The sequence below is a fragment of the Leifsonia sp. T36S-04 genome (assembly GCF_042465655.1).
In the GTDB taxonomy this organism is placed as follows: domain Bacteria; phylum Actinomycetota; class Actinomycetes; order Actinomycetales; family Microbacteriaceae; genus Leifsonia.
Window position 1 is genome coordinate 3492319 of the sequence record NZ_CP146286.1, and the last position, 25887, is coordinate 3518205.

Annotated in this window: 20 protein-coding genes; 14 read left to right on the forward strand and 6 right to left on the reverse strand. The window is 70.1% G+C overall.

Going from position 1 to position 25887, the window contains the following annotated elements:
• Positions 1 to 24: 24 nt before the first annotated feature.
• Positions 25 to 921 carry a glucose 1-dehydrogenase gene (locus tag P3F85_RS17140; RefSeq protein ID WP_374009048.1) on the reverse strand — a complete coding sequence of 299 codons (897 nt, stop codon included), beginning with the start codon at positions 919 to 921 and terminating at the stop codon, positions 25 to 27.
• A 270-nt stretch (positions 922 to 1191) separates the two neighbouring features.
• Here P3F85_RS17140 and P3F85_RS17145 point away from each other — a divergent pair, with 270 nt between their 5' ends.
• The 7 genes from P3F85_RS17145 (at position 1192) to P3F85_RS17175 (ending at position 8878) form a co-directional block, all read left to right on the forward strand.
• A complete protein-coding gene (locus tag P3F85_RS17145; protein ID WP_374009049.1) occupies positions 1192 to 2193 on the forward strand; it encodes an SIS domain-containing protein in 1002 nt (333 codons plus the stop codon).
• 10 nt (positions 2194 to 2203) lie between these two features.
• Positions 2204 to 3133 carry a PfkB family carbohydrate kinase gene (locus P3F85_RS17150; RefSeq protein ID WP_374009050.1) on the forward strand — a complete coding sequence of 310 codons (930 nt, stop codon included), beginning with the start codon at positions 2204 to 2206 and terminating at the stop codon, positions 3131 to 3133.
• Between the two features lie 34 nt (positions 3134 to 3167).
• The gene (locus tag P3F85_RS17155; protein WP_374009051.1) at positions 3168 to 4268 is read left to right on the forward strand and encodes a LacI family DNA-binding transcriptional regulator; all 1101 of its coding nucleotides are present in this window, start codon (positions 3168 to 3170) and stop codon (positions 4266 to 4268) included.
• Between the two features lie 345 nt (positions 4269 to 4613).
• Complete coding sequence (locus P3F85_RS17160) at positions 4614 to 5936, forward strand: ABC transporter substrate-binding protein (protein ID WP_374009052.1); 1323 nt, start codon at positions 4614 to 4616, stop codon at positions 5934 to 5936.
• Positions 5933 to 6922 carry a carbohydrate ABC transporter permease gene (locus P3F85_RS17165; RefSeq protein ID WP_374009053.1) on the forward strand — a complete coding sequence of 330 codons (990 nt, stop codon included), beginning with the start codon at positions 5933 to 5935 and terminating at the stop codon, positions 6920 to 6922. Before P3F85_RS17160 ends, P3F85_RS17165 begins: the two co-directional genes overlap by 4 nt.
• On the forward strand, positions 6916 to 7752 hold the full coding sequence (locus P3F85_RS17170; RefSeq protein WP_374009054.1) for a carbohydrate ABC transporter permease: 837 nt from the start codon (positions 6916 to 6918) through the stop codon (positions 7750 to 7752). Before P3F85_RS17165 ends, P3F85_RS17170 begins: the two co-directional genes overlap by 7 nt.
• Positions 7753 to 7756: 4 nt before the next feature.
• Positions 7757 to 8878: an MFS transporter gene (locus P3F85_RS17175; protein ID WP_374009055.1), complete on the forward strand. Its 1122-nt coding sequence runs from the start codon at positions 7757 to 7759 to the stop codon at positions 8876 to 8878.
• A gap of 110 nt (positions 8879 to 8988) precedes the next feature.
• On the opposite strand, the gene P3F85_RS17180 is transcribed toward P3F85_RS17175, so the two are convergent.
• Genes P3F85_RS17180 through P3F85_RS17190 form a run of 3 tightly spaced genes read right to left on the reverse strand, consistent with a single transcriptional unit; the run spans position 8989 to position 10552 of the window.
• The gene (locus P3F85_RS17180) at positions 8989 to 9924 is read right to left on the reverse strand and encodes a helix-turn-helix domain-containing protein (RefSeq protein WP_374009056.1); all 936 of its coding nucleotides are present in this window, start codon (positions 9922 to 9924) and stop codon (positions 8989 to 8991) included.
• 49 nt (positions 9925 to 9973) lie between these two features.
• Entirely contained in the window at positions 9974 to 10147 is a 174-nt protein-coding gene (locus tag P3F85_RS17185; RefSeq protein WP_374009057.1) for a hypothetical protein, read from the reverse strand.
• A gap of 3 nt (positions 10148 to 10150) precedes the next feature.
• The gene (locus P3F85_RS17190) at positions 10151 to 10552 is read right to left on the reverse strand and encodes a ChaB family protein (protein ID WP_374009058.1); all 402 of its coding nucleotides are present in this window, start codon (positions 10550 to 10552) and stop codon (positions 10151 to 10153) included.
• A gap of 137 nt (positions 10553 to 10689) precedes the next feature.
• On the opposite strand from P3F85_RS17190, the gene P3F85_RS17195 reads away from it, so the two are divergent.
• The 4 genes from P3F85_RS17195 (at position 10690) to P3F85_RS17210 (ending at position 14132) form a co-directional block, all read left to right on the forward strand.
• On the forward strand, positions 10690 to 11445 hold the full coding sequence (locus P3F85_RS17195; RefSeq protein WP_374009059.1) for an alpha/beta fold hydrolase: 756 nt from the start codon (positions 10690 to 10692) through the stop codon (positions 11443 to 11445).
• Complete coding sequence (locus tag P3F85_RS17200) at positions 11442 to 12128, forward strand: esterase/lipase family protein (RefSeq protein WP_374009060.1); 687 nt, start codon at positions 11442 to 11444, stop codon at positions 12126 to 12128. The genes P3F85_RS17195 and P3F85_RS17200 overlap by 4 nt, the downstream gene beginning before the upstream one ends.
• A gap of 74 nt (positions 12129 to 12202) precedes the next feature.
• A complete protein-coding gene (locus P3F85_RS17205) occupies positions 12203 to 12577 on the forward strand; it encodes an META domain-containing protein (RefSeq protein WP_374009061.1) in 375 nt (124 codons plus the stop codon).
• 112 nt (positions 12578 to 12689) lie between these two features.
• On the forward strand, positions 12690 to 14132 hold the full coding sequence (locus P3F85_RS17210) for a glutamate decarboxylase (protein ID WP_374009062.1): 1443 nt from the start codon (positions 12690 to 12692) through the stop codon (positions 14130 to 14132).
• Between the two features lie 148 nt (positions 14133 to 14280).
• Here P3F85_RS17210 and P3F85_RS17215 read toward each other — a convergent pair whose 3' ends face one another.
• Positions 14281 to 15192, reverse strand: a complete 912-nt coding sequence (locus P3F85_RS17215; protein ID WP_374009063.1) for an SDR family oxidoreductase — start codon at positions 15190 to 15192, stop codon at positions 14281 to 14283.
• Positions 15193 to 15301: 109 nt separating this feature from the next.
• Between P3F85_RS17215 and P3F85_RS17220 the strand changes: the two genes are divergently transcribed.
• The 3 genes from P3F85_RS17220 (at position 15302) to P3F85_RS17230 (ending at position 24697) form a co-directional block, all read left to right on the forward strand.
• Positions 15302 to 15865 carry a TetR/AcrR family transcriptional regulator gene (locus P3F85_RS17220; protein ID WP_374009064.1) on the forward strand — a complete coding sequence of 188 codons (564 nt, stop codon included), beginning with the start codon at positions 15302 to 15304 and terminating at the stop codon, positions 15863 to 15865.
• A gap of 230 nt (positions 15866 to 16095) precedes the next feature.
• Positions 16096 to 23682, forward strand: a complete 7587-nt coding sequence (locus tag P3F85_RS17225) for a DUF5979 domain-containing protein (protein ID WP_374009065.1) — start codon at positions 16096 to 16098, stop codon at positions 23680 to 23682.
• An 85-nt stretch (positions 23683 to 23767) separates the two neighbouring features.
• A complete protein-coding gene (locus P3F85_RS17230) occupies positions 23768 to 24697 on the forward strand; it encodes a PrsW family intramembrane metalloprotease (RefSeq protein ID WP_374009066.1) in 930 nt (309 codons plus the stop codon).
• Here the strand turns inward: P3F85_RS17230 and rimK are convergent.
• Positions 24684 to 25883 carry a 30S ribosomal protein S6--L-glutamate ligase gene (rimK, locus tag P3F85_RS17235; RefSeq protein WP_374009067.1) on the reverse strand — a complete coding sequence of 400 codons (1200 nt, stop codon included), beginning with the start codon at positions 25881 to 25883 and terminating at the stop codon, positions 24684 to 24686. The genes P3F85_RS17230 and rimK overlap by 14 nt on opposite strands.
• Positions 25884 to 25887: the final 4 nt, after the last annotated feature.

The window sequence follows — 25887 nt, forward strand, 5'->3', positions numbered from 1 at the left end:
GGCTCCCGCCTGCCCGCGCGGCCGCTACGGCGTCGGCATACCGCCGGTGACGGCCAGCGTCTCGCCGAGCACGTAGCTCGACTCCGGCGAGGCGAGGAAGACGTACGCCGGCGCGAGCTCGGCGGGCTGCCCGGCCCGGCCGATCGGAGTCTCCAGCCCGAACTCGGGAATCGCCTCGGGGAGCTGTCCCTTGCTGACCTGGAGCGGTGTCCAGACCGGGCCGGGAGCGATCGCGTTCACGCGGATCCCCTTCGGCGCCAACTGCTGCGCGAGCGCCTTGGTGAAGGCGTTGATCGCGGCCTTCGTGGTGGCGTAGTCGACGAGCTGCTCACCCGGCTGGTACGCCTGGATGGACGTGGTGTTGATGATCGTCGCGCCCGCGGGCAGGTGGGGCAGCGCTGCGCGCGTCAGCCAGAACATCCCGTAGATGTTCGTCTTCATCGTGTGGTCGAACTGCTCGTCGGTGATGTCGGTCAGGCTCTCCTGAGCGATCTGCTTGCCGGCGTTGTTGACGAGGATGTCGATCCCGCCGAGCTCGTCCACGGCGCGCGAGACGATCTCGTCGCTGAAAGCGCGGTCCTTGAGGTCGCCCGCGATCGTGACGGCGGTGCGTCCCGCGTCCCGGATCAGGCCGGCGATGCGCTGGGCGTCCTCGTCCTCCTCGGGCAGGTAGACGATCGCCACGTCGGCGCCCTCGCGAGCGAACGCGATGGCGGTGGCGGCGCCGATCCCGGAGTCGCCCCCGGTCACCACGGCCTTGCGGCCGGTCAGACGGCCGGAGCCGACGTAGCTGTCCTCGCCCAGGTCGGCCCGCGGCTGCAGGTCGCTCTCGAGGCCCGGCTCGGGCACCTGCTTCGCGTCGGGCGTGATGGTGGGGTAGCGGTCCACGGGGTTGTCGAAGGTGTACTGATTCTCTGGCATGCCTCCACGCAACCACCGGCCGGGAACGCGTCACAGGGGGATGCATCCATCGCCGTCGCGGGGTACGCAGTCGCCCACCGTGCCGAGTGGCGACGTCTGATCGCAATTCGTCGCCGATGGGAGCAACGACTCACCACTCGAGCAGCGAGCCGAGGGCGGGGGCGAGGTGCGGCGGGGCGGGGCGAGTGGATGTTGCGCCCGGGCTCGGCCTGTGCCAGCATTGAGACGAATTGATACCGGTACCAAATACGGATCGGTGAAGGGAGACACATGCTGGGCTTCAACGAAGAGGAATACCTGGAGCAGGTGCGGAGCACGGTCGCGCTCCGACCCCAGATCGAGGAGCTGGCCGAGCGCGTCAGCGCCGGTCGCTGGAAGAACATCTACTTCATCGGCGCCGGCGGCACCTACGCCGCGGCGCTGCCCTACGAGCGCTTCTTCCAGACGCACTCGGCGTTCCCGGTGCGCGCCGTCATCGGCAAGGAGTTCCTGCTCGCGCCGGACCCCCAGTTCGGCCCGGACTCGGTCGCGATCTTCGCCTCCGTCTCGGGTACGACCGAGGACATCCTGGAGTGCGTGGAGTTCGCCCGCGAGAAGGGCGCGCTGACCGTCGGCTTCACCGGCTACCCGGAGAGCCCGATCGCATCGGCCGTCGACGAGGTGCTGCTCTCGGCGCCGAAGGCGTGGCCGTTCGACGTCCAGTTCCTCACGTTCGCGGCCAAGTTCCTGTCGCTGCGCGGCGAGTTCGAGGGCTACGACCGGCTGGTGAAGGACCTGGAGGCGCTTCCCGAGGCCCTCATCGCCGTCACCGAGCAGGCCGACCCGATCGGCGAGGCCTTCGCCCGCAAGCACGCCGACAACGACTATCACTTCCTCACCGGAGCAGGTCAGCTCTGGGGCTTCACCTACCTGTACTCGATGTGCATCCTCGAGGAGATGCAGTGGCTGAAGACCACTCGCGTGCACGCGGCCGAGTTCTTCCACGGCTCGCTCGAGCTCATCGAGAAGGACACCAGCATCATCGTGTTCGCCGGTGAGGATGAGACCCGGCCGCTCACCGACCGGGTGATCGCGTTCTCCACGGAGTACAGCGACGACGTCACCGTCATCGACACGAAGGACTACGCGCTGCCCGGCGTGAGCGACGAGTTCCGCGGCGTCCTGGCACCGATCGTCGTGGATGCGGTCGTCAACCGGTTCAGCAAGCACCTCGCCCAGGTGCGCGACCACTCCCTCGACCTGCGCCGCTACTACCGCGTCGTAGCGTACTGAGCGGCCACCGATGAGCACGGTGCGCGTCCTCGGTCTCGGGGACAACATCGTCGACCGGTTCGTCGACCGCGGGGTCGAGTACCCGGGAGGGAATGCCGTGAACGTCGCGGTGTTCGCCCGGCAGCTCGGCGCCGAGGCCGCGTACCTGGGGGTGTTCGGCGACGATGAGCAGGGGCGCTTCGTGCGGCAGGCCATCGAGGACTGCGGGGTCGACACCTCGCGGTCCTCGGTGCGCCCGGGTCCCAACGGCGTGACCGAGATCGAGACCGTCGAGGGGGAGCGGCGGTTCCTCGGCTGGAATCACGGCGGGGTCACTCTGAGCGATCCGGTGCGGCTCGGCGAGGACGACCTCCGCTACGCCTCCGGCTTCTCGCTCGTGCACTCGAGCGCCTACTCCGGCATCGTCCCGGAGTTACCGAAGCTCGCCTCGACGCGGACGCTGCGCTCGTACGACTTCTCGTCCGAGCCGGAGTACCGCACGCCGGAGTACCTGGAGGCGGTCGGCCCGTGGATCGATCTGGCCCTGGTCTCGCTCGGCGGCCTCTCGCGCACGGACACCTGGGCGGAGCTGCGCCGAATCGCGTCGCACGGCCCCTCGCTGGTTCTGGGGACACTGGGGGATGAGGGAGCCGTGCTGTTCGACGGCGACGCGTACTACTACTCCGACGCGGCGCCCGTGCCCGGCCCGTTCGTCGACACGATGGGATGCGGCGACGCGTACGTGAGCGCGTTCGTGGTTGAATTGCTGCGATCCGGCTGGCGCAGGAATGCGCGGGCCGGTGGTGCCGCGCTGCATCGCTCGATGCGGCGGGCGGCGCAGTTCGCCGCGCTGCAGTGCACGGTCGAGGGCGCGTTCGGTCACGGGCGCGCGGTCGACGAGACGGTGCGGGTCGGCTCGCTTCCTCCGGTGGCGGCGGGGTCGGCGGGCGACGCGAGCTAGGGCGGACACCGCCCCGGATCAGGAAGGGGTGGCGATGTCCACGGAGCGCGACCACCGCGTCCCTTCTCCGACGATCTCCGAGGTGGCGGCCGCGGCCGGGGTGGGCCGCGCGACCGTCGCCCGGACGCTCGGCGGCTACGGCTCCGTGAGCGCGAAGACGCGGGACCGCATCCTGGCCGTCGCGAAGGAGCTCGGCTACCGTCCCAACTCCATCGCCCGGAGCATGACCACCGGCGAGACCCGGACGCTCGGCGTGGTGCTGGCGGACGTCGGCAATCCGTTCTTCGCCGGGGTGCTGCGCGGGATCAGTGATGCCGCCCGCAAGGCCGACTACGACGTGCTCGTGCTCAGCACCGACGAGGATCTGCAGCGGGAGGCCGACGCGATCGAGGTCCTCGTCGACAAGCAGGTCGACGGGATCGCACTTGCGCCTGCGGCCGGCCGGAGTGCGTCGCTGCCGCACCTCGACATCGTCGCCAAGCGCGAGATCCCGCTGGTGCTGCTCGACCGGCTCGTGGACACCGTGGAGGCCGACGCGGTCGTCATCAACAACCGCGAGTCGTCGCGTCAGGCCGTGATGTCGCTCATCGAAAAGGGGCACACGCGGATCGCGTTCGTGTGGGGGCCCGTCACCAACGAACCCGCCGCCGATGCGGACGATCTGCGCCGCATCCTGGACCACGCGCTGTGGAGCGATGGCGAGCGCCTGCTCGGCTACCTCGAAGCGCTGGAGCTGGCGGGCATCCCGTTCGACACGTCGCTGGTGACCCATGTGCTCAAGAACGAGTCCCAGGCGACGCGGGCGGTGCTCGGGATGCTGTCGCTGTCGGACCCACCGACCGCGATCTTCGCGACCGAGACGGATGCGCTCACCGGGTCGCTGCGCGCCCTACGGCAGCGGGGGCTGCGCTGCCCTGAGGACGTCTCGCTGATCGGGTTCGACGACAGCTCGTGGGCGAGCGTCATGACGCCGCCGATGTTCGTCGTCGCGCAGCCGATGCACCAGCTGGGCGAGCTGACCGCGGAGTGCCTGCTGGCGCGCGTGGCCGGCAGTGAGGCGCCGGTCGCCACGCACGTGCTGGAGGCCGACCTCATCGAGCGCGACTCGGTCGCCCCGCCGCCCGTGCGCCGCTGACGCCCTCGATCGAAGTGCACGTTGTGGCGGCTAAACCGGCGATATAGCCGCCACTAGGTGCACTTCAGGCCCGCGGCACCGGGATGCGCCCCGCGTGGGCGCGGGTGCCCGGGTGTCCCGCGCCCGATCGAAGTGCACGTTGTGGCGGCAAAATCTGCGAAATAGGCGCCACGACGTGCCCTTCGGCGAAGAGCCAGGCCGGGAGGGGGGAGCGGCGGGATTGAGCAGTGTTGATACCGGTACCAAAATCACGTATAGTCGTCGCAACCGGTCGCTGGATGGCCGGGACACGATCCAAAGACGGGTCAGCGGACGAACCCGGCCGCACGACCCGCACGACGGGAGATGAGCGTGAAGAAGAGCAGCACCATCACGGCAGCGGCGGCGGGTGCCTTGGCGCTCGCGCTCACCGCGTGCTCGTCCGGCGGCGGAGCATCCGCCGACATCACGGCCAAGCCGGACTACTCCGGCAGCATCAGCATCCTGACCGCAGCGGCGGGCGACCCGCTGGGTTCGTACTTCGAGAACCTGGTCGCCGACTACAAGAAGCTCCACCCGGGCGTGAAGATCACGCTCGCCCAGGAGACGGACGACAACGCGATCAAGGACAAGGAGAAGGTCCTGATCGGGTCGCAGTCGCTCCCCGACATCTACTTCAGCTACGCCGGCAACTGGGGCGAGAACTTCGCCGCCAACGGCCTCGCCGCCGACCTCACGTCGGTCATCGCGCCTGGCACGGCCTGGGGCGACACCCTGGGAGAGGGATCGCTGAACGCCTTCAAGTACGACGGCAAGTATTACGGCATCCCGCAGTACGTCGACGGCAAGTTCATGGGCTACAACAAGAAGATCTTCTCCGAGCTGGGCCTCGACGTGCCGAAGTCGCTCGACGAGCTGATCTCGGACTGCTCGACCATCAAGGGCGCCGGCTACGTGCCGATCGCCTTCGGCAACAAGGACGGCTGGCCCGGACTGCACTACCTCGGCCAGCTGTTCGCCTACGACGTGCCGCAGAAGGCGCTCCAGGCGGACCTCCTGCCGAAGACCGCGAAGTACACCGATGCCGGATACCTCCAGGGCATGAAGGAGTTCCAGAAGCTGGTGACCGAGTGCACCGGCGACGGCTCCAACTCCAACGGCGTCACGTACACCACCGCACAGCAGCAGCAGGGAACGGGCAAGGCGGCGATGTACTACCAGGAGCTCATCGAGTTCGACTCGGTGAACACCGCGGACAGCCTGCTCAACAAGGACGGGTTCGGCATCTTCCAGCTCCCCGCCGCCACCGGAGCCGCAGGTGACCCCTCGGCGCTGGAGGCCGCTCCCGAGGGCTACATGATCAACAACAAGAGCAAGAACGCGGCGCTCGCGCTCGACTTCATGAAGTTCGTCATGAACACGAAGAACGCGACGACGCTCTCCTCTCCGCCCTACGGTCAGCCGAGTGCGGTGAAGGATGTGGTCACCGACCAGAACGCGACGCCCGCAGTCGCGGAGGGCACCAAGCTGGTGAACGACGCGAAGTCCACCGTGGTGTGGCTCGACACGGCCAACGTCCCGAGCGTCGGCGACGCGTGGGTCTCCGTCTCCGAGGGACTCGTCTCCGGCAGCCTCACCCCCGAGGCCGCTCTGAAGGCCGTGCGACAGGCGTCCGAGAAGGCGAAATGACGACCACCCAGACCGCCCAGGCCCCTCAGGCCCCCGTACGGCCGCGGCTCGACCGCGGCCGTGCGGCCCCGGGCCCGGGAGACGTCGCGCCCAAGGCGGCGAAGCGGGGCGCGGCGCGCTGGCGCGGACTGGTCTGGCTCATCCCGGCGCTGGCCGTGCTGGCCGTGTTCGTCTACTGGCCGCTCCTCCAGAACATCGTCTTCAGCTTCCTGAAGTGGAACATCTACAGCGGTGAGCAGACCTTCGTCGGTGTGGACAACTACACCAAGCTCGCCCAGGACCCGATCTTCTGGCAGGCGCTCGGCAACAACGCCTGGTACGCCGGGATCTCCATCGTGTTCCAGGTGTTCGGCGCCCTCGTTCTCGCCGCGATCGTGGAGAGCGTGCGGAGCGACCGCTGGCGGAAGGCATTCCGGGCGATCTACTTCATCCCGTCGGCGATCTCGCTGACCGTCGCCGGCCTGCTGTTCTACTTCATCTACCAGCCGCAGACCGGACTGCTGAACGTCTTCCTCGACAACCTCGGCCTCGGCCAGTTCTCGCAGGCGTGGCTCGGCCATGAAGGCACCGCCATCTTCGCGATCATCGCGATGAGCCAGTGGCAGGGCTTCGGCTACAGCGTCCTGCTGTTCTCGGTGGCGCTGCAGCGCATCCCTCAGGAGCTGTACGAGGCAGCGAACCTGGACGGCGTCGGCCCGGTCCGTCGCTTCTTCAACGTCTCGCTCCCCCTGGTGCGCGAGATGACCGGCCTCATGATGATCGTCACGATCTCCGGCGCGTTCCAGGTCTTCAACGAGGTCATGGTGATGACGAGCGGCGGCCCGAACAACTCCAGCCAGGTGCTCGGCACGTGGCTCTACCACGCCGGATTCGTCACGAACGACTTCGGCTCGGCGGCAGCGATCGGGGTGGCCATCTTCGTCATCACGCTGCTGCTCGCCGCGGCCCAGCTCGGCTACTCGCGCAGGAGGAGAGTGGAATGGTGATCCTCGCCCGTCTCGGCAACGGCGTCCGCGTCGCCCTCATGTGGGCGCTGCTGATCGCGCTTGCCGTCCTGGTGCTCTATCCGCTGCTGTGGATGGTGACCAACGCACTGAAGACGAACGCCGAGCTGTTCGGCAACCCCTTCGCACTGCCGAGCCAGTGGCTCTGGCAGAACTTCGGGAAGGCCTGGAACCAGGGCGTCGGCGACTTCGTCTTCACGAGCGTCTCGCTGACCGTCATCGCGACGCTCATCACCGAGCTGATCAGTGCCTGGGCGGCGTACGGGCTGACGCGCGTGAGCATCCCGCTGAACCGCACCTTCACCGTCATCGTGCTGGCCGGTCTCATGCTCGCGCCGACCGTCGCCCTGATCCCGCTGGTGAAGCTCTTCCAGGCCTGGGGGCTGTACGACACCTTCTTCGGCCTGCTCATCCTCTACACCGCCTTCCGCATCCCGTTCACCGTCTTCCTGATGCGCGCGTACATGCTCGATCTGCCGCGGGAGGTGGATGAGGCCGCCTCGATCGACGGCGCCTCCCGTGCGGCCACGTTCTGGCGCATCATCCTGCCGATGAGCATGCCGATCGTCGCGACGACCATCGTGCTGAACGTGCTGCAGAACTGGAACGAGTACCTGTTCGCGATGATCTTCACCAGCGGGACGGGCGTGCAGACCCTTCCCGTGGGCCTTGCCGACATGATGTCGAAGAACGGCACCCAGTATCCGGTCGTCTTCGCCGGGATGGTGATGGCGGCCCTCCCGATGGTGATCCTGTTCTTCGTGTGCCAGCGCTACTTCGTGCGCGGTCTCGCCGGCGGCGTGGGCAAGTAGCGGGGTGCGGACGTACCTGGAGCTCGTCCGCGTCCCCGGCGTCCTGCGGGTCACGGTCTCGCAGCTGGTGGCGCGCTTCCCGCTCGGGATGCTGTCGCTCGCGGTGCTCCTGCACGTGCGCCACGCGAGCGGCTCGTACGCGCTGGCCGGGCTCGTCGTGGCGTGCGTGAGCGTCGGAGAAGCCGTCGCGATGCCGCTGGTGAGCCGGTCGGTCGGCGTGCTGGGCATCCGGCCGCCGGTCCTCGCCGCCGCACTGGTGAACGCGACCGGGATGCTGCTGCTCGCGTTCGGTCCGCCGCTGCCGGTGCTTCAGCTCGCGCTCGGCGCGCTGATCGGTGCATCGGTGCCGCCGCTCATGCCGGTCGTCCGGGCGCTGTACCCGAGACTGGTCCCGCGCCGCACGGTGCCCGCGCTGTTCGCGCTCGACACGTCGGCCCAGGAACTCATCTGGATCACCGGGCCGGTCGTCGCGACCATCCTGAGCGGCACGGTGTCGACGCAGGCGCCGCTGGTGCTGGCGGCCGCGGTCACGCTCGGCGGCACGGTCTGGTTCCTGCTCGCTCCGCATCTGGCGGGTGTCCGGCTGCCGCGCAGTGAGACGCGGCCGGGCGTCGTGCTCCTCACGCGCTCGGTCCGGCTGGCCGCCGCCGCGAGCTTCGCGCTGATCGTCTCGTTCGCGGCGCTCGAGATCGCGCTCGTGGCCCGGTTCGACGGGAACAGCGTCCTCGCGGGCCTCGCGATCGCCGCGTCGAGCCTCGGATCGCTGATCGGCGGGATCGCGTTCGGGCACCGCCGGATCGGACCGCGAGGCCTCGCCGCAATCCTCGGGGGAGTCGCCCTCGCAACCGCGGCGGCGGGCCTGGTGCCCGGCTTCGCTCCCTCTCTCGCCGCGCTGTACGCGATGGTGTCCGGGGCGCTGCCGGAGTCATCCACCCCGGAGGCCTTCGGCTGGCTCAACACGGCCGGACTGATCGGCGCGGCGACCGGCACCGCGGTCGCCGGCGTGCTCGGCGACGCGCTCGGGCCGGGCGGGCCGTTCGTGGCGGCGACGACCGCGTCCATCGTCGCGGCACTGCTGCCGCTCGCGCCGGGCCTGCGTCCCCACCGCGCGCTCCCATCGCCCTGACCGCGTCGGCGCGCATGCCGCGCGGCTGCTGCCTCCCGTCACGGATGCTGCGGCGCGCGCACCAGCGGACGTTCCGACGCGCGGCACTCGCTCGGGACAGCCGGCGCAGCTCAGCGCGCGAGCGTCGGAGCCTCGCCGTAGGCGGAGCGGTAGCGGCGGATGAAGCGGTCGAGGTCGGCGAATCCCCAGCGCGCGGCGAGTTCGACGAGGTCGGTGGTCGCCGGGTCCGAGACGGCCAGGTCGGTGTGCGCGGCCGCGAGACGAACGCGGTCGAGGTACCCGCGGGCCGTGGTGGAGGCGTGGGTCCGGAACGCGGCGTCCAGCTGCGCTGCGGTCGCCCCCGCCGCCGCGACGATGTCGGCGACCGTGATGGGCAGTGAGGCGTGCTCGTCGATGAAGCGCACGGCGCGGCGGTACCGGTCCAGCTGGCCCGCAGGGCTGAGCCGCCGCTCGTGAGGGTCCGCAGAGAGCGGGAAGCACTCGAGCACGGCCTGCGACAGGCTGTGGAAGAGGCTGGCGCGGACGAGCGGATGCCGGAACGTGCCCCCATCCATGTACTCGGCGGCCACCGTTGTCGCCCTCAGAATGTACTCGGAGTGGCGCTGGCTGACCGGGCGCGCCGAGTCGAACACGACGGCGAGGTCCTCGTCGTTGTGAGTGATGCGCGCCACATCCTGAAGCGCTGCCGGCGACAGGAACACGTTCACGATCTCTGTCCCTGCAGCCTCGCAGGCGAAGTCGTGCCCGGGCCGGAGGAGGAACGGCGCACGGGCGCCGTCGCCGCGCTCGCCGTCGATCTCCCAGCCGTACGAGCCGGCGGTGACGGCGACGATGCAGAAGTCGTCGAATTCGCCGGATGTCGCCCACTCGCCACCGACGGAGTACCGCCCCACCGCGAACGACGGATCGGAGACCCGGTCGACGCCGAAGGAGAAGCCGCCATCCGGTCGCGATGCGAAGGCGAAGCGCCCGCCGGACGCGGCGAGCAATGCGTCTGCTTCAGCCGGGTCCGAGGTGCGACTGTGCAGCCTCGTGATATCGGCCATGGCGTCACCCTACTGCCGCGCCCTGACAAAGAGCCGGTGTGGCGACGATTCAGTCGGCGTGACCCAGCACGTGCACCGGGATGCCGAACGACAGCGAGATGCACAGGATGCCCACGAAGAACACGAGCCCTTCCCAGGCGGGAAGCGTGACCGCAAGGCCGAGGAGGAAGATCCCCAGCAGGAACAGCAGGAAGCACAGGATGAACGCGATCACATCGCCCATGGGTCAGCTCTTCTTTCGCTTGGCGGCCGTCTCGCGACGGTTCGCACGCTTGATCTCGTCGACCAGCTCGTCCTTGGTCATGCGGGTGCGGCCGGAGATGTCGAGCCGCTTGGCGATGTCGAGGAGGTGCGCTTTGGAGGCGTTCGCATCCACACCCTCCTCGGTCTTCGCATCGGTGTCCCGGCCGCCTGCGGCCTTGCGGTCGGAGGGGCCGTTGTGCGCCTTGCGCTCCCAGTGGTCGCCGACCTTCTCGTACTCGTTCTTCAACGCGGAGAACGCCGTCCGATGCGCTCGCTCACCCTCGCCGTACTCCTCGACCGCCGAGTCGTGCGCCTTCGACCAGAGGGCCTGCGCGTGCTTGTCGGATCGCTCCAGAGTGGAGGGCAGCTCCTGTGATGCGGGCATGATCCTGTGGTACTCCTTCCGCCGTCGGTAGGGCTAGTGCTTTTCCACTGCTACCCCTCTCGGCCGCGTTTTCAACCGGGGGCGCTGCTGCGGTCCCGACTTCGGCCGATCGGCGGGGTGAGGGATACCGTGGGGGGATGACCGACGACCACCTGCCGACGCCGAAGCTGGACGCGGTCGTGACGGTCGACACCGGCGCAGGGGTGGATGCTGCCCGACCGGTGTTCGTGCTCGTGCACGGCATCGGCGTCAGCTCCCGGTACTTCGAGCGGCTGGTTCCGGTGCTCGCCGAGGAGGGGCGCGTGGTCGCCGTCGATCTGCCCGGGTTCGGCGCGGCGAAGCCGATCCGTCCGCGGCTGGGCCTTTCGATCGAGGAGTTCGCCGACTCCGTCGCGAGCGCGATGGACCGGCTGGGCATCGCCGATGCCGTGATGGTCGGACACTCCATGGGCACCCAGGTCGCCGTCAGCCTCGCGACGCGCCGGCCGGACCTCGTCCGCGCGCTCGCGCTGCTCGGCCCCGTGATGGCGCCGCAGGACCGCAACCCCCTCAAGGCCGGCCTGCTGCTCGGCGCCGACATCTTCCGGGAGGATGCGCGGGGCAACCGGATCGTCATCGGCGACTACCTCCACTGCGGACTCCGCTGGTACCTGGCCACGCTTCCGGCGATGCTGACCTTCCAGACCGAGCGCGAACTGGAGGAGACGCGTGTACCGGTGGTGGTCGTCCGCGGCGGCCGCGACCCGATCGCGCGCGACGAGTGGGTCGCCCAGCTCGGCGAACGCTCGCGCGGAGCGGCATCGGCGGTCCCGAACGTCGCCCACCTCGTGATGCACGGGGCGCCCTGGCGCACCGCCTCCCTCATCGCCGGCCTGGTCGCGGCACCGCGATGAAGCGGACGCTGCTGCGACGGGCCGGCGTCATCATCCTCGACTACCTCTACGCGGCCCGTCACCAGCTGCGCGCCACCGTCGACCGGAGCACCCCGGAGGCGCTGGTCGCGGGCGAGGGCGAGCGCGTGCCCGTCGTGCTCCTACCCGGGATCTTCGAGACGTGGCGCTTCCTGCGGCCGCTGGCGGAGCACATCCACGCGGGCGGGCATCCCGTACATGTCGTCACGGCACTGGAGCGCAACAAGATGTCGGTCCCGGAGGCCGCGGCGCTCGTCACCCGGCACCTCGAGGAGCACGACCTGACCGGCGTGGTCATCGTTGCGCACAGCAAGGGCGGCCTGGTCGCCAAGTACCTGATGGGGATGCCGGATTCGGGCCCGCGCATCCGCAGCGCGGTGACGGTGAGCACCCCGTACGCCGGTTCGTCGCTGGCCCGTCTCATCCCGTTGCCGAGCGTTCGTGCACTCATGCCCAACACGCCAGGGCTGGTGCGTCTCGCTCTGAATCGCGCGGTCAACGCCCGGATCGTGTCGGTCTGGGGATGGTTCGACCCGCACGTGCCCGAGGGCAGCCGGCTCGAAGGCGCGCGCAACATCGAAGTCGATGTCGGCGGCCACTTCCGCATCCTGGCCCGCCCCGAGCTGCTCGCGATCGTCGACGAGGTGCTGGCACCCGCGGGCTGAGCCCGCACGGCGAAGACGTCTGTCGCGCGGGGGTGCGCCGGCGCTACCCTTCGTGCCAAGAGCCGGGAGGACCCATGCTGCAGCACCGCCGAATCCACCGCACCGCCGCCGTTCTCGCAGCGATCCTGATGCTCGCGGGCTGCGCAGGCACCCCGAGCGGCGCCGCCGTCGTCGGGCGCTGGGGATCGACGTCGTCCGGTCAGCCGAACCTCGACATCCAGAACGACGGTACGTTCTCGGGGACGGATGGCTGCAACCGTCTCAGCGGCAAGGGCCAGATCGACGGCGACGAGATCACGTTCGGGCCGATCGCGTCCACGATGATGGCCTGCGAGGGAGTCGACACGTGGCTCAGCAAGGCCGCGACCGGGAACGTCTCGGGCTCGACCATGACCGTCCTCGATGACGGCGGCAGCACGATCGGCACGCTGAAGCGCTCCGGCTCCTGACCCGGCGAGAAGTGTCTAGCGCGGCCGATCCCGGCGTGGTTATCGTGTGCCTGCCACGCCCGGCACGGCACTGCCCGCGTGGCGGGTCCAGGTGCCGTCGGAGGAGTCACGCATGAGCAGTGCAGAGTCGAAGGAGCAGTCGAAGGAACGGTCATCGGCCTCGCAGCCACCCACGACCGCGTTCACCGGGATCAGCGACCGGACGCAGCTCAACCCGATCTTCGCCCGGCCGGGCGAGGACAGTGACCTGCCGGTCGACCGCATCCCGGACCGGGAATCGCTGCCCGAGACGGCGTACCAGATCGTGCACGACGAGTCGATGCTCGACGGCAACGCCCGCCTCAACCTGGCCACGTTCGTGGGCACGTGGATGGACGACCATGCGGCTCGCCTGTACGCCGAGTCGGCCGACAAGAACATGATCGACAAGGACGAGTACCCGCAGACCGCCGCCATCGAGACCCGGTGCTGGAAGATCATCGCCGGCCTGTGGAACGCGCCCGACCCGGAGGCGGCGATCGGCACCTCCACGATCGGATCGTCCGAGGCGTGCATGCTGGGCGGGCTGGCGCTGAAGCGCCGCTGGCAGCAGGCCCGCCGGGCCGACGGCAAGCCGACCGACAAGCCCAACCTGATCATGTCGAGCGCCGTGCAGGTGTGCTGGGAGAAGTTCTGCAACTACTGGGATGTCGAACCCCGGTACGTGCCCATCAGCGACGAGCACAAGGTCCTCGACGGCAACGACCTCGAGAAGTACGTCGACGAGAACACGATCGGCGTCGTCGCCATCATGGGCGTCACCTACACCGGAATGTACGAGCCGGTCGCGCAGATCTCCGCGGCGCTGGACCGCATCCAGGCCGACACCGGGCTGGACATCAAGATCCACGTCGACGGCGCCTCGGGCGGGATGATCGCGCCCTTCCTGCAGAAGGACCTCGCCTGGGACTTCCGGGTCGACCGGGTGGTCTCGATCAGCACCTCCGCCCACAAGTACGGCCTCGTGTACCCCGGCCTCGGGTGGGTGGTCTGGCGCACGGCGGCCGACCTGCCGGCGGACCTCGTCTTCGACGTCACCTACCTCGGCGGCCACATGCCCACCTTCGCCCTGAACTTCTCCCGCCCGGGCGCGCAGGTGCTGCTCCAGTACTACCTGTTCCTCCGCCTGGGATGGGACGGCTACTACCGGGTGCAGAAGGCGTCGCAGGATGTGGCGCTCTACCTCTCCGGCGAGATCGCCAAGATGCCGGCGTTCGAGCTGTGGAACGACGGCTCCGACATCCCCGTGTTCGCCTGGCAGCTGAAGAAGGGACACACGGACAAGTGGACGCTGTACCACCTGTCCGAACGGCTCCGGCTGAAGGGATGGCTCATCCCGGCGTACCCCATGCCGGACGATCTGTCCGATCTGACCGTGCAGCGCATCGTCGTGCGGAACGGGCTCAGCCGCAACCTGGCCGAGTCGCTCGTGGTGGACATCCGGGAGGCCGTCGGCTACCTGGACCGCCTGGAGTCCCCCATGCCGGGCGAGGTCGCGAAGTCCTTCACCCACTGACCCCCTCGTCCTCTCCTCCTCCCGCTCCCACTCGATCGAAGTGCAGGTCGTGGCGGCTAAATCTGCGAAATTGCCGCCACGACGTGCACCTCGCAGGAGAGGCGCGAGGAGGGAGGAGGGTGGAGGGTGGAAGGTGGAAGGTGCGGGGTCAGGCGGCGGGGGCGCGGGTGGGGGAGTAGTGGCCGGCGGCCAGATCGTCGAAGAGGGTCGGGCCGGTCGGCTCCCAGCCCAGGCGCGCGCGGGTGAGCGCGCTGGAGGCGGGGATGTCGATCCCGAAGAACCGCCCGATCCACCCGAAGTGCGCATCCACGTCGTCGGGGTCGATGGAGGCGGTGGGCACGCCCTCGGCCGCACCGATCGCCTCGGCGATCAGCCGGGTCGGGATGCCCTCCTCGGCGACCGCGTGCACGACCGGTGCCGTGTCGGGCGAGTCGAGCGCGAGGCGCACCAGCCGGCCGGCGTCGCTGCGGTGGACGGCGGGCCAGCGGTTCGTGCCGTCGCCGACGTAGCCCGCGAGGCCCTTCTCGCGCGCGATGCCCGCGAGGACGGCCGCGAAGCCGTGGTCGCCCTCACCGTGCACCGTCGGGGCGAAGCGGAGCGCCACCGGCCGGATCCCGCGATCCGCAGCGCCGAGGGCCAGCACTTCGGCGCCTCCGCGCGGAGCGTCCGGCGCACTGAACGGGCTCGCGTCGTCCTCCGTCGCGATCCGTCCGGGGGCGACCAGTGCGATCCCGGAGGCGAAGAGGAACGGCTTGCCCGTCCCCTCCAGCGCGTCGATGAAGGTCTGCACGACGGCACGCTCCGTCGCCCCGGAGGCGGCGTAGTCGCTGAAGTCGTGCTTGAAGGCCAGGTGGATGACCGCGTCGGCCGACGACGCGGCGGCATGCAGGGCTTCGAGGTCGTCGAGGTCGCCGGGAATCGGCTCCGCCCCTGCAGAGCGCAACCGGTCGGCAGACCCCTCGTTCCGCGCCAGCCCGACGACGTGGTGTCCTGCGGCCAGAAGTTCCGGGACGACGGCCGACCCGATCCAGCCCGAAGCTCCTGTGACGAATACGCGCATTGTGCGTTCCCTTCCCGAGTGATGTCAGTGACTGATGTCAGGGACTGTCGTCAGCGTATCACCGATGTCATACCCTGTCATCACTCGCTGCTTTCACTACACTGGGTGCATGGGACGCTGGGAGCCAGGGGCACGCGAACGTCTCGTGCGCGCCTCCCTCGAGCTGTTTGCGGACCCCGGCTTCGAGCAGACCACCGTCGCGGACATCGCTGCTCGGGCCGGCGTCACCGAACGCACCTTCTTCCGCCACTTCGCCGACAAGAGGGAAGTGCTGTTCGACGGATCCGCCGACTTCCAGCGGAGCGTCCTCGCCGGCATCGAGGCCGCTCCCGCGGCGGCGTCCCCCTTCGAGGCCGCGGCAGCGGGTATGGATGCGGTGGCCGTATTTCTGCAGTCCCGGCCCGACCTCGAGTTCCCGCGTATCCGCGCGGCCGTGATCGCGGCGAACCCCAGCCTGCTCGAGCGGGAGCTGCTCAAGCTCTCCACCGTCTCCGCGGCCGGCGCGCGAGCGCTCCAGGATCGCGGCGCGACCGAACTGGAGGCCCGCGTCGCCGCCGAAGCGGCGATGTCCGCCTTCCACCTGGGCTTCCAGCGCTGGGTCTCCTCCCCCGGGCAGCTCGATCTGCGGGAGCTCGTCGCGGAGGGAATCGCGGCCTTCCGCGCGCTGGTCTGACCCCCGCACGGGCGGTACGGATAGCGGTTGTTCGTCCAAAACCCCCTGAATTGGGGCGCGGGAGACGGTATGCGTACGCATCGATAGCCCGCTAGAAAGAGGACGAGGATCACTCGCCTGCCCGAAACCGGGCGAGTTCACCTGCCCGAAACAGGTGACCCGTGTACCCGCGCGGTCGGTCCCGCTTACCCGATTGTGCCCTTGGGGGACACGTGCTTACCCGAAGCCTCTTGGCGCGCGCCCGAACGCGCCTTCTTGCCCTGAATACCCGCACCGGTCGCACCGCCCGCGGTCGTGCCGCCAGCGAGCGCCAGACGCTCCGCGCATCGGCCTCCGTCGCCGCCGGCGTCGTCCTCGCCCTGGTGGGTGGGCTCGCGATCGGCGCTCCCGCGGCGAGCGCCGCGGACCTCGGCTCCGGAGTCCTGAACCTGTCGAAGACGTCTACGGTCACCGACGTCTCTCCGGGTCAGCAGTTCCTCTACACCCTCAACTACGGCTGCTCGTCGACCACCACCGGTTGCGTGGACGCGATGATCACCGACCCGGTGCCGTCGCCGCTCGTGGTCGTCGGCCAGCCGAGCGTGGTCGGCGCGGGAAGCGTGTCCGCAGGCGTCAGCGGCAACGTCGTCACCGTGCGGTTCCAGGATGCGGTGCCCAACACGACCCCCGCCAGCACGGGCCTCGCCGCCGGCACCACCGGCTCCGTTCAGGTGCAGGTGATGCTGCCGGACACGGTCGCCAAGTCGTTCGACGGGCAGACGCTCACCAACACCGGCACGTTCACCGCGACGAACGCCTCCACCGTCACGGCCTCCCGCCCGGTGACCGTCCACGTGCCCGACGTCATCTCGGCCACCGTCGGCAAGACGTGGACGCCCTCCGCCACGCAGTTCAGCCCCGGCGAGACCTCGACCGCGACCCTGACGGTCCGGAACACGTCCAACATCGACGCCACTGCCCTCACGGTCCTCGAGCCCGGTGACCCTGCGGCCGCCGACTCCTCGTTCCGTTTCTACGACTTCGCCGGCTTCGGAGCCGTGACGTTCCCGGCCGGCGCGGACACCATCCAGGTGCGCGCGATCACGGCCAGCGGCGCGGTGGATGGCCCGGTCGGCACGGCACCGGCGCTCCCGTCGGGGGTCGCTCCGTCCGACGTGACCGGCCTCCAGCTCACCTTCGGGTCCAGCTCCGGGGCGACCATCGCTGCGGCGGGAACCGCGGGCTCCGTCGTCCTCACGCTCGCGCAGCGCGCCACCGACCGCGTTTCGGGCGTGGGCATCGCCGCGGGCGGAACGCGCACCAACACCGTGGGCGCCGCCGTCACCACGCCGAACGGCACCGCGCAGGCGGCGCCGGCGTCGGCTCGCCAGACCGTCGCACCCCTGACCGCGACGGTGTCGGCGGACAAGTCGTTCACCGTGCCGCAGGTCCCCGCCGGGCAGAGCACCGGCGCGACGCTGACCGCGACCAACACCTCCACCGGCGTCCTGGACACGATGACCGTCCGCGAGCCGGGCGCCGGATCCTTCTTCAGTGACAAGGTGCTCTTCGCCGGGTTCACCGGCAGCCAGGCGTGGCCGCAGGGCGCGACCTCCGCCCGGGTCACCTGGTTCGTCGACGGCGGTTCTGCGCCGGCCGACTCGACGTTCGACACGGCCTCCGGCCTGCCGTCGACGCCGGCCCTCTCCGCCGGGCAGCACATCACCGGGTTCCTGGTGACCTACACCGGCGCGATCGCGACCGGCGCGAGCGCCGTCATCCCGTTCAGCGTCGCCACGACCCTGGCGGCCGGACCGTCCGCCTCCGGATTCGTGACCTACCCGAACAACGTGACCGTCACCGGCACGAACGCCGCGGGCACCGGGACGGATGTCGCGAACGCCGACCTCGAGGTGTACTTCCCCGAGGTGGTGATCGGCCTCCGCAAGACCGTCTCGCCCGGCACGCTGATCCCGGGCGGGTCGAGCCTCGTGCAGCTGTCGGCGCAGACGCCGGCGAACACGAGCTCCGTCCGCCCGAACTCGATCGTCATCACCGAGCCGCAGGACCCGTCCTCGGCGTACTGGAACGCGTTCGACGCGACCGCGATCGCTCCGACGTCCGTGCCGTCCGGCTCCACCCTGACCATCGAGTACACCACGGACGGCACGACGTGGAAGACACTGGACACGGTGGACGCGACCGCGAAGGCCGTGAACTACTACGCCTCCCTCGATGACAAGCTTCCTGCGGGCACGACCCACTCCGACGTGCGGGGCCTCCGCTTCACTTTCTCCGACGCGGATGGCTTCGGCCAGGCGACCAACGTCAAGCCGGCCATCGGATTCGTGGCCCGCGGGCAGCTGCGCGACGGCAGCGGTGTGACGAACCCGGGCACCTATCCCGCCGCCACCGCCTACCAGAACTGCGCCGTCGCGACCGCCGCGGGGACCGTCAACGGCGGAATGCTGATCACGAGCACGCCGGCGACCGACTGCGGCTCCGTCAGCATCCAGGCCACCACGGGCGGCCCGGGCGACGGCGGTGTCGCCGCGAGCAAGACGTGGGACGGGACGAAGATCGTGCAGGCGCAGTCCGGGGCGGCCACCGGCGTCACGCTCGGCTGGGGCACGCAGGTCACCGGTGTCCGCTCGATGACGGTTCAGGATGCCGCGGCCCCCTCCCCGCTCAGTGGCAGCGTCTTCCAGGCGTTCGACCTGACGCGCATCGATGCGATCACGCCGACGCAGACCGCCGGGGCGACCTACGACCCGCTGATGCGCTGGGACGCCGTCTCGAAGGTGGAGCTGTTCGACGGCACCACCTGGAACGACGTCACCTCCAAGGCCTGCTCCACGGCGTCCGCCTGCGACGGGGTCTTCCCCGGCTACACGCTCAGCTCGGCGGAGCGGGCATCCACCGCGGGGGTGCGCCTCACGTTCGTCGAGAGCCCGAAGCGTGCCGCGACCATCGCCGCAACGGGCGACCCCACCGCTCCCACCGTCGGCTCCGGCGTGGCGAGCGCCTCGGCCGGCGCCTTCCCGGGTGCCGACGCCAACGCACGGACCCTCCACCTCGACCTGCAGCTGCGCAACAGCATCCGCAGTTCCACGCTGTCCGACTGGATCACCGGCACGCGCACGTACAACGTCGCCGGATCCGCCGGTGTCGTCGACAACCAGGTCGCCGTGACCTCCCAGCCCGCCGCGGGCGGTTCCTTCACCCGGCTGGCCGACGACCGTGTCCTCATCATGGACCCGGTCTTCACCACCAAGGTCACCAAGACCGTCGCGCCGACGAGCATGGTGATCCCGCAGCCGGATGTGCCGGCCGCGTCGTACCCGACGACGACATACACCGAGTCGATCCAGAACACGTCGACCACGAGTACGTGGCAGCTGCGGTTGACCGACCCGATCGACTGCCTCAACGCGACCCAGGGCGCGACGCCGTGCGACTTCGGCGCCTACGACGCGACCTCCAATCCGTTCGAACGCCTGAATCTGACCAAGATCGCGATCAACACGACGCAGGCCGCGGGCGTGCAGGCGTCGCAGAGCTCCGTCTCGCTACTGCACCGCGCGTCCGATGGGACCCTTACCGTCCAGACCCTGACCATCGCCCAGGCGACCGCGCTCACGCCGTCCTCCCTGACGGATGTGGTCGGCGTCAGTGTGCTGTTCCGGGGCACGAACGCCCAGGGCGTCGACGGCTCGGGAGGCACCATCGCGCCGGGCCAGAAGGCTACGGTGACGCTCTCCACTCAACTGCGCCCGGCCACCCGCTCGGGCAATGCGGCCATCGTGCCGGGGACGGTGAGCAACACCGCGCACGGGACCCTGCACGACGACGTCTACCCGGACGCCATCGCGGCCGATGCGCAGAGCGCGTCGGTGACCCTGGCCAACGGCAACCTCCAGATCGCGACGACCAAGGCGTTCACTCCGACGCACACGCTGCAGGCGGCGCCGACCGATCCGATCCTCGTCGACCTGGGGGCCCGGTCCACCGGGACGCTCGCACCGAAATCGCTCGTCATCGAGGACTCTTCGGCGACCTTCTGGAACGCGTTCACCCTGAAGTCCTTCACGCAGCCGACCGCCCCGACCAACGCCGACCGCGTGCAGGTCGACGCGCAGACCGGACAGGGCGCTCAGGCGGTGTGGACGAGCGGAACGCCGACCACCATCGCGACCGCAGCGCTGCCGACCGGTGTCACGGCCGCGTCCGTCACCGGCCTGCGGTTCACCTACACGCGCGCTGACGGCGGAGCCTTCGCCGCGAGCGCCAACGCGGTCAACGTCCGCCTCAGCGTGTCGCTTCGCGCTGCGCTGCGCGACGGCTCCGGGCCCGTGACCTCGAGCGTCGTCGCGACGCCGATGCCGGGGGAGACCGCGCCCGGCGTCATCACCGACACGGTGCTGGCCGACGCCTCGTACAACGCGGTGAAGGCCACGCGGGCGTCGGCGACGGCCACCTTCACGGTCGACCCGGGAACCGCCGCGATCGCCGTCGAGAAGACCAGCCCGGGGCAGGCGGCATCCGGACGCGAGGTGAACTGGACGCTGCGCTTCAAGAACGCGGGCACCGGGGTCCTGCCCAACCCGGTCGTCACCGACACGCTGCCGGCCGACGGATCGCTGCTGTTCGTCCCGACGAACGTGCCCTCGTACAGCACGTCGACCGGCGGCACCCTGCCGACCGACGCGGCGAGCGTGACGCGCACCTACGATGCCGCGACGCGCAGCATCCGGTTCGCCTGGCCGGCAGGGGTCCAGCTGGCACCCGGCGAGACGTACAGCATCACCCTGTCCCTCCAGATCAAGCCGGGCCTGGCCCCCGCGACGACCGCCGTCAACTCGTTCGGCGTGCGCACCGACCGCACGGTGGCGCCGAGCGGCTGCACCGCGCTCAACCCCGGCAACGGCCGCGCCGTCAGCTTCGCGAACAACACGTGCTCCACGACCAACGTGGTCACGACACTGTCGCAGGGCTCCTTCGCCGCCTCGAAGGGCGTGAAGTCCGACACCGGTGCATCGCAGAACGTGGCGAACGCCGCCGTGCCCTGCACCGCTGACGTGGACGGCTACTACCGGTACCCGTGCGCCGCGGTCAGCGGGATCGGGCACACCGACTCGTGGAAGCTCGAGCTGACCAACGGCGGCAACGTCGCGGCCACGGCGCTGACCGCCGTCGACGTGTTCCCCCGGAACGGGGACGTCGGCGTGGTCGACCCCTCACCGCGCGGCTCTGTCTACGCCCCGCGCTTCAACGGCGACCTGTCGTACCTGCCGTCCGCCGCCGCGAGCGGTGCCGTGCTGAACTGGTTCGTCACCACCTCCGCGAACCCCTGCGTGAGCGAGATCACGCCAGGAGGCAGCTGCCCCGCCGGTTCGTGGAGCCCGGCCTCGGCGGTCGGAGGCACCATCGACGCGGCAGCGGTGACGGCCGTGAAGCTGGCGTTCGACTTCGGCAAGGCGCCGGGCGGCGTCCTCCCTGCGGGCGCATCCCTCACGGTCACGTACACGACCACGAACGTGCCCACCACCGCGGCCGGAGACGGTCGCGCCCCGGTCACCGCGCCCGTCACCGGGGTCCGCGCCTGGAACTCGTTCGGCTTCTACCCGACGTACGCGTCCGGATCGCAGCCTGCGGGGCCGCAGGAGCCCATCAAGGCGGGCGTCATCCTGACCGGCGGGCCGCTGCAGATCACCAAGGCGGTCACCGGGCCGGCGGCGCAGTACGCGCCGACCAGTTTCGTCGCCGACGTCGCCTGCACCATCGGTGGCGTCGCCGTCGACCTCGGCCCCAACGCATCGGTCACCCTCTCGAGCGCCAACGGCTACACGGCACGCATCGACGGCATCCCGGCCGGAGCGGTCTGCCAGACCGTCGAGCACGGAGCCACCGGCTCGTACGGCGAGTCGGCCCGCACGGTGACACCCGCCTCGGTGACCATCGCGGCGGGGGATGCAACGCAGCCGGTCGGCGCCGCGCAGCGGGTGGCGATCGTCAACGACTACCAGCTGACGTCGCTCACCGTCACGAAGCACGTGGCGACGGCGGCGACGGTCGGATCGTTCGGCCCGTTCTCCTTCACGGTCGCGTGCGTCTCGGCGCTCGGCGCCACCGTGCCGCTCGCGGCCGGTGACGCATCGTTCTCGCTCGCGGACGGCGGCAGCCGCACCATCGGCGGCCTTCCCGTCGGTGCGGCGTGCACGGTGACCGAGACCGATGCGGACGGTGCCCAGGCGGCACCGAACCACGTCGGCATCTCCGTCGACGGAGCCCCGGAGACCGCGGGGACGCAGGCCGTGGTGACCGTCCGCGACAACGACACGGCCGTCGTCGGCAATCACTACGCCGCCGGGACGCTCTCGGTCACCAAGACGGTCGACGGCGACGCCGCAGCCGCCTACGGCGACGGACCGTTCACCCTCCACGTCGAGTGCGTCTACGGCGGTACGCAGTCGCTGTTCGACGGCGACCTCACGATCCTCGGCGGCCAGACCCTGACCGTTCCGGGTGTCTTCCCTGCGGGGACGCAGTGCTCGGTTTCCGAGACGGCGACCGGCGGCGCGACCGGGACCACCGTCGACACGCCCACGGTCACCATCCCCGGGAATGACAGCGGGACGGCCGCCGTGACGGTGGATGTCACCAACACGTTCGCCGCCGGCGCGGTCGAGATCACCAAGGTCCGCACCGGCGACGGCGCCGCCCGCTACGGCAGCGGCCCGTTCACGGCGCAGGTGGTCTGCACCTGGGTGAAGGACGGCGCGACCCTCACCATCCCCCTGCCCGGCAGCGGCACGGTGGTGCTGGACGCGGCGAACGGCTACCAGGCGACGGTGAGCGGCCTCATCCAGGGCGCCCACTGCGACGTGACCGAGACCACGACCGGAGGGGCGACCTTGGTGGCGGTCGCGCCGCAGGGCGGAGTGACGGTTCCGTCCGGCAGTCCGGCCGCGGTCACGATCACGAACACCTTCGAGACCGGGTCGGTCACCGTCGACAAGAAGCGCATCGGTCCCGGTGTCGCGCTGTTCGGCGCCGGTCCGTTCACGGTCCAGCTGACGTGCACCGCGGACGTGGACGGCGTCGTCACGCCGATCACCCTGGGCGCGGACGCGACACAGGTGCTCTCGAAGGCGAACGGCTACTCCGCCACCGTCGACGGCATCCTGGCCGGTTCCTCGTGCACCGTGGAGGAGACGGATGCCGGACTCGCCACGGCGACCGCTCTCTCCCCCGCGAACGGAACGGTCACGGTCGCCGCCGGGGCGGCCGCGACGGTCACGGTCACGAACACGTTCCAGATCGGCCACCTGAGCATCCTGAAGCAGGCGGACCGGGCGAGTGCCTCGCTCGGCGACACGATCGTCTACACGATCCGCGTCACCAATGACGGAGCCGTCGACGCCACGAACGTGAGGGTGACGGATACCCTCCCCGTCGGTCTCCAGGTGGTCGGCACGGCACCGCAGGCGACCGCGGGCCCGGGATCACTGCACTGGACGATCCCGGCCCTCGCCGCCGGATCGTCGGCGACGATGACCGTCACCACGAAGCTGGCCGCCTCCGTCGACACGGTCAACCGCGCGTCGGTGGAGACCCCGGCCGGCCCGTGGACGGATTCGACCGCGATCGGAAGCTGCGGCGACCCGTCCCAGTCGTGCGCTGCCGTGAAGGACCCGCCCGCCGCGGGCCTCGCGTCCACCGGATCCGACACCGCTCCGGCGACGCTGTGGGCTGCACTGGCGGGCCTCGCAGCTCTGCTCGGCGGGCTGCTGGTCGGCGCGAGCGTCGCCCGCCGTCGCAGGACCGAGGTCGGCTGATCCCCGCACCGGGCGGGATGTGTTCCGACCCGCCCGGTGGGAGGATGACCGGCAAGCGCGAAGACCGGACTCGAAGGAGACGACGATGGCTGCAGAAACCTGGGTGGACCGGCCTGACGGCGTCCCGCATCCGCATCACCACCACGGCTGGTGGTGGAAGACGCTGCTCGCCGGGCTCGCACTGTGGATCCTGACCATCGTCGTCACCGCCGCCACCCGGAACACGAACCTCATTCCCACGCTGATCCTGCTGGGTAGCTTCCTGGTGCCGTTCTGCGTCGTCCTATTCGCGATCGAGAGGGTCACGGGGAACGTCAGCTCGCTCCAGCTCGTGCTCGCCTTCTTCGTGGGCGGGATCTTCGGGGTGCTCGGTGCCTCCCTGCTGGAGGTGAACCTGCACCAGAGCTACTGGCTGTACCTGCTGGTGGGGTTGATCGAGGAGTTCGTGAAGGCCCTTCTGCTCATCATCATCGGCTGGCGGGTCGTGCCGAAGACGGCCACGCAGGGCGCGCTGCTCGGAGCGACCGTCGGGGCCGGGTTCGCCGCGTTCGAGTCGGCCGGCTACGCGTTCAACGCGGCCATCACCGCCCGCGGCATCGACCTCGTCTCCCTGCTGCAGACGGAGGTGCTGCGCGCCATCCTCGCGCCAGTCGGCCACGTGCTCTGGACCGCCGTCCTCGGCGCGGTGCTGTTCGGCGCCGCGCGCGGGAGGGCGCGCTTCCGGTTCTCGATCTGGATCGTCGTCACGTACGCCGGGGTGGCCATCCTGCACGGCCTCTGGGATTCGGCGGGCGACCTGGCGGCGGTGCTCGCGCTCATCGTCAACGGGCGCGCGCTGGAGGAGCTGACCAGCGCGGGCGGTCTGACCTCCCAGACCGCCTCTGCGGTGGGCGCGCTGGCGGGGACCCTCTACATCGTCCTGCTCATCGTGGTCGCCGCGGGCGGCATCCTCACCCTCTGGCTGGTGCTGCGGCACTACCGGCGGGCGGAGCGGGTGGCCCCTACTCTTCGGTGAGCGCCTCCTGCGCCTCCTTCGGCAGCTTCCGCACCTTGGCGCGGCGCTTGCGGCGGTCCGGGATCATGGAGCGCATCTCCTCCAGGCGCCCGAAGCACAGCAGCCGGTCGCCGGATTCGAGCACCACTCCGCTGCGCGGGTTCGGGATGACGGAGGTGCCGCGGTGCAGCGTCAGCACCGAGATATCGCGGTCGCCCAGGCCCGAGTCGCGCAGGGACTTGCCGACCAGGTCGGCGTTGGTGTGCACGAGGAGTTCCGCGACGCCGTAGCCGGTGGAGACGCTCAGCCGCTGGCGCACGTCGATCTCGGGGAACGCGACCTGGTTGTCGATGAAGTCGATGATCGCGCCGGCCACATCCAGCCCGGTCGCGCGCTCGATGCCCTCCAGGCCGGGCGAGGAGTTGACCTCCATCACCAGGGGACCGTCCTTGCCCTCCAGCATGTCGACGCCCGCGACCCGCAGGCCCATGATCTGGGCCGAGCGGACCGCCGCCTCCTCGAACTCCGGCGTCAGGGTGACCTTCTCGACGGTCCCGCCGCGGTGCACGTTCGACCGGAACTCGTCGCCGCTCGCGACCCGGCGCATCGCCGCCACGACACGGTCGCCGACCACGAGTGCGCGGATGTCACGGCCCCGGCTCTCGGCGATGAAGCTCTGGATGAGGACGTTCTGCTTCGTCGAGTGCAGGGTCTCGATGATCGCCTCCGCGATCTTCGCCTCGGGCGCCAGGATGACGCCGATTCCCTGGGTGCCCTCCAGCAGCTTGATGACGACCGGTGCACCTCCCACCCGCTCGATCGCCATCTGCACGTCGGCGCGGCTGTTCACGAACGCGGTCCGCGGCATGCCGATGTTGTGGCGGGACAGGATCTGCGTCGCCCGCAGCTTGTCGCGCGAGTTCGTGATGCCGTTCGCGGTGTTCGGTGTGTACACATCCATCTGCTCGAACTGCCGCACGACCGCGGTGCCGTAGTACGTGATCGAGTTGCCGATGCGCGGCAGGATGGCGTCGTAGTCCGACAGCAGCCGCCCGCGGTACTGGAGGTCCGGCTCCTCACCCGACAGGTCGATCGCGAACCTCAGTGTGTTGAGCACCTTGACCGTGTGACCGCGGTTCTCGGCCGCAGACCGCAGGCGCTGCGTCGAGTACGCGTGCGGGGCGCGCGAGAGGATGGCGAGTTTCACGGGT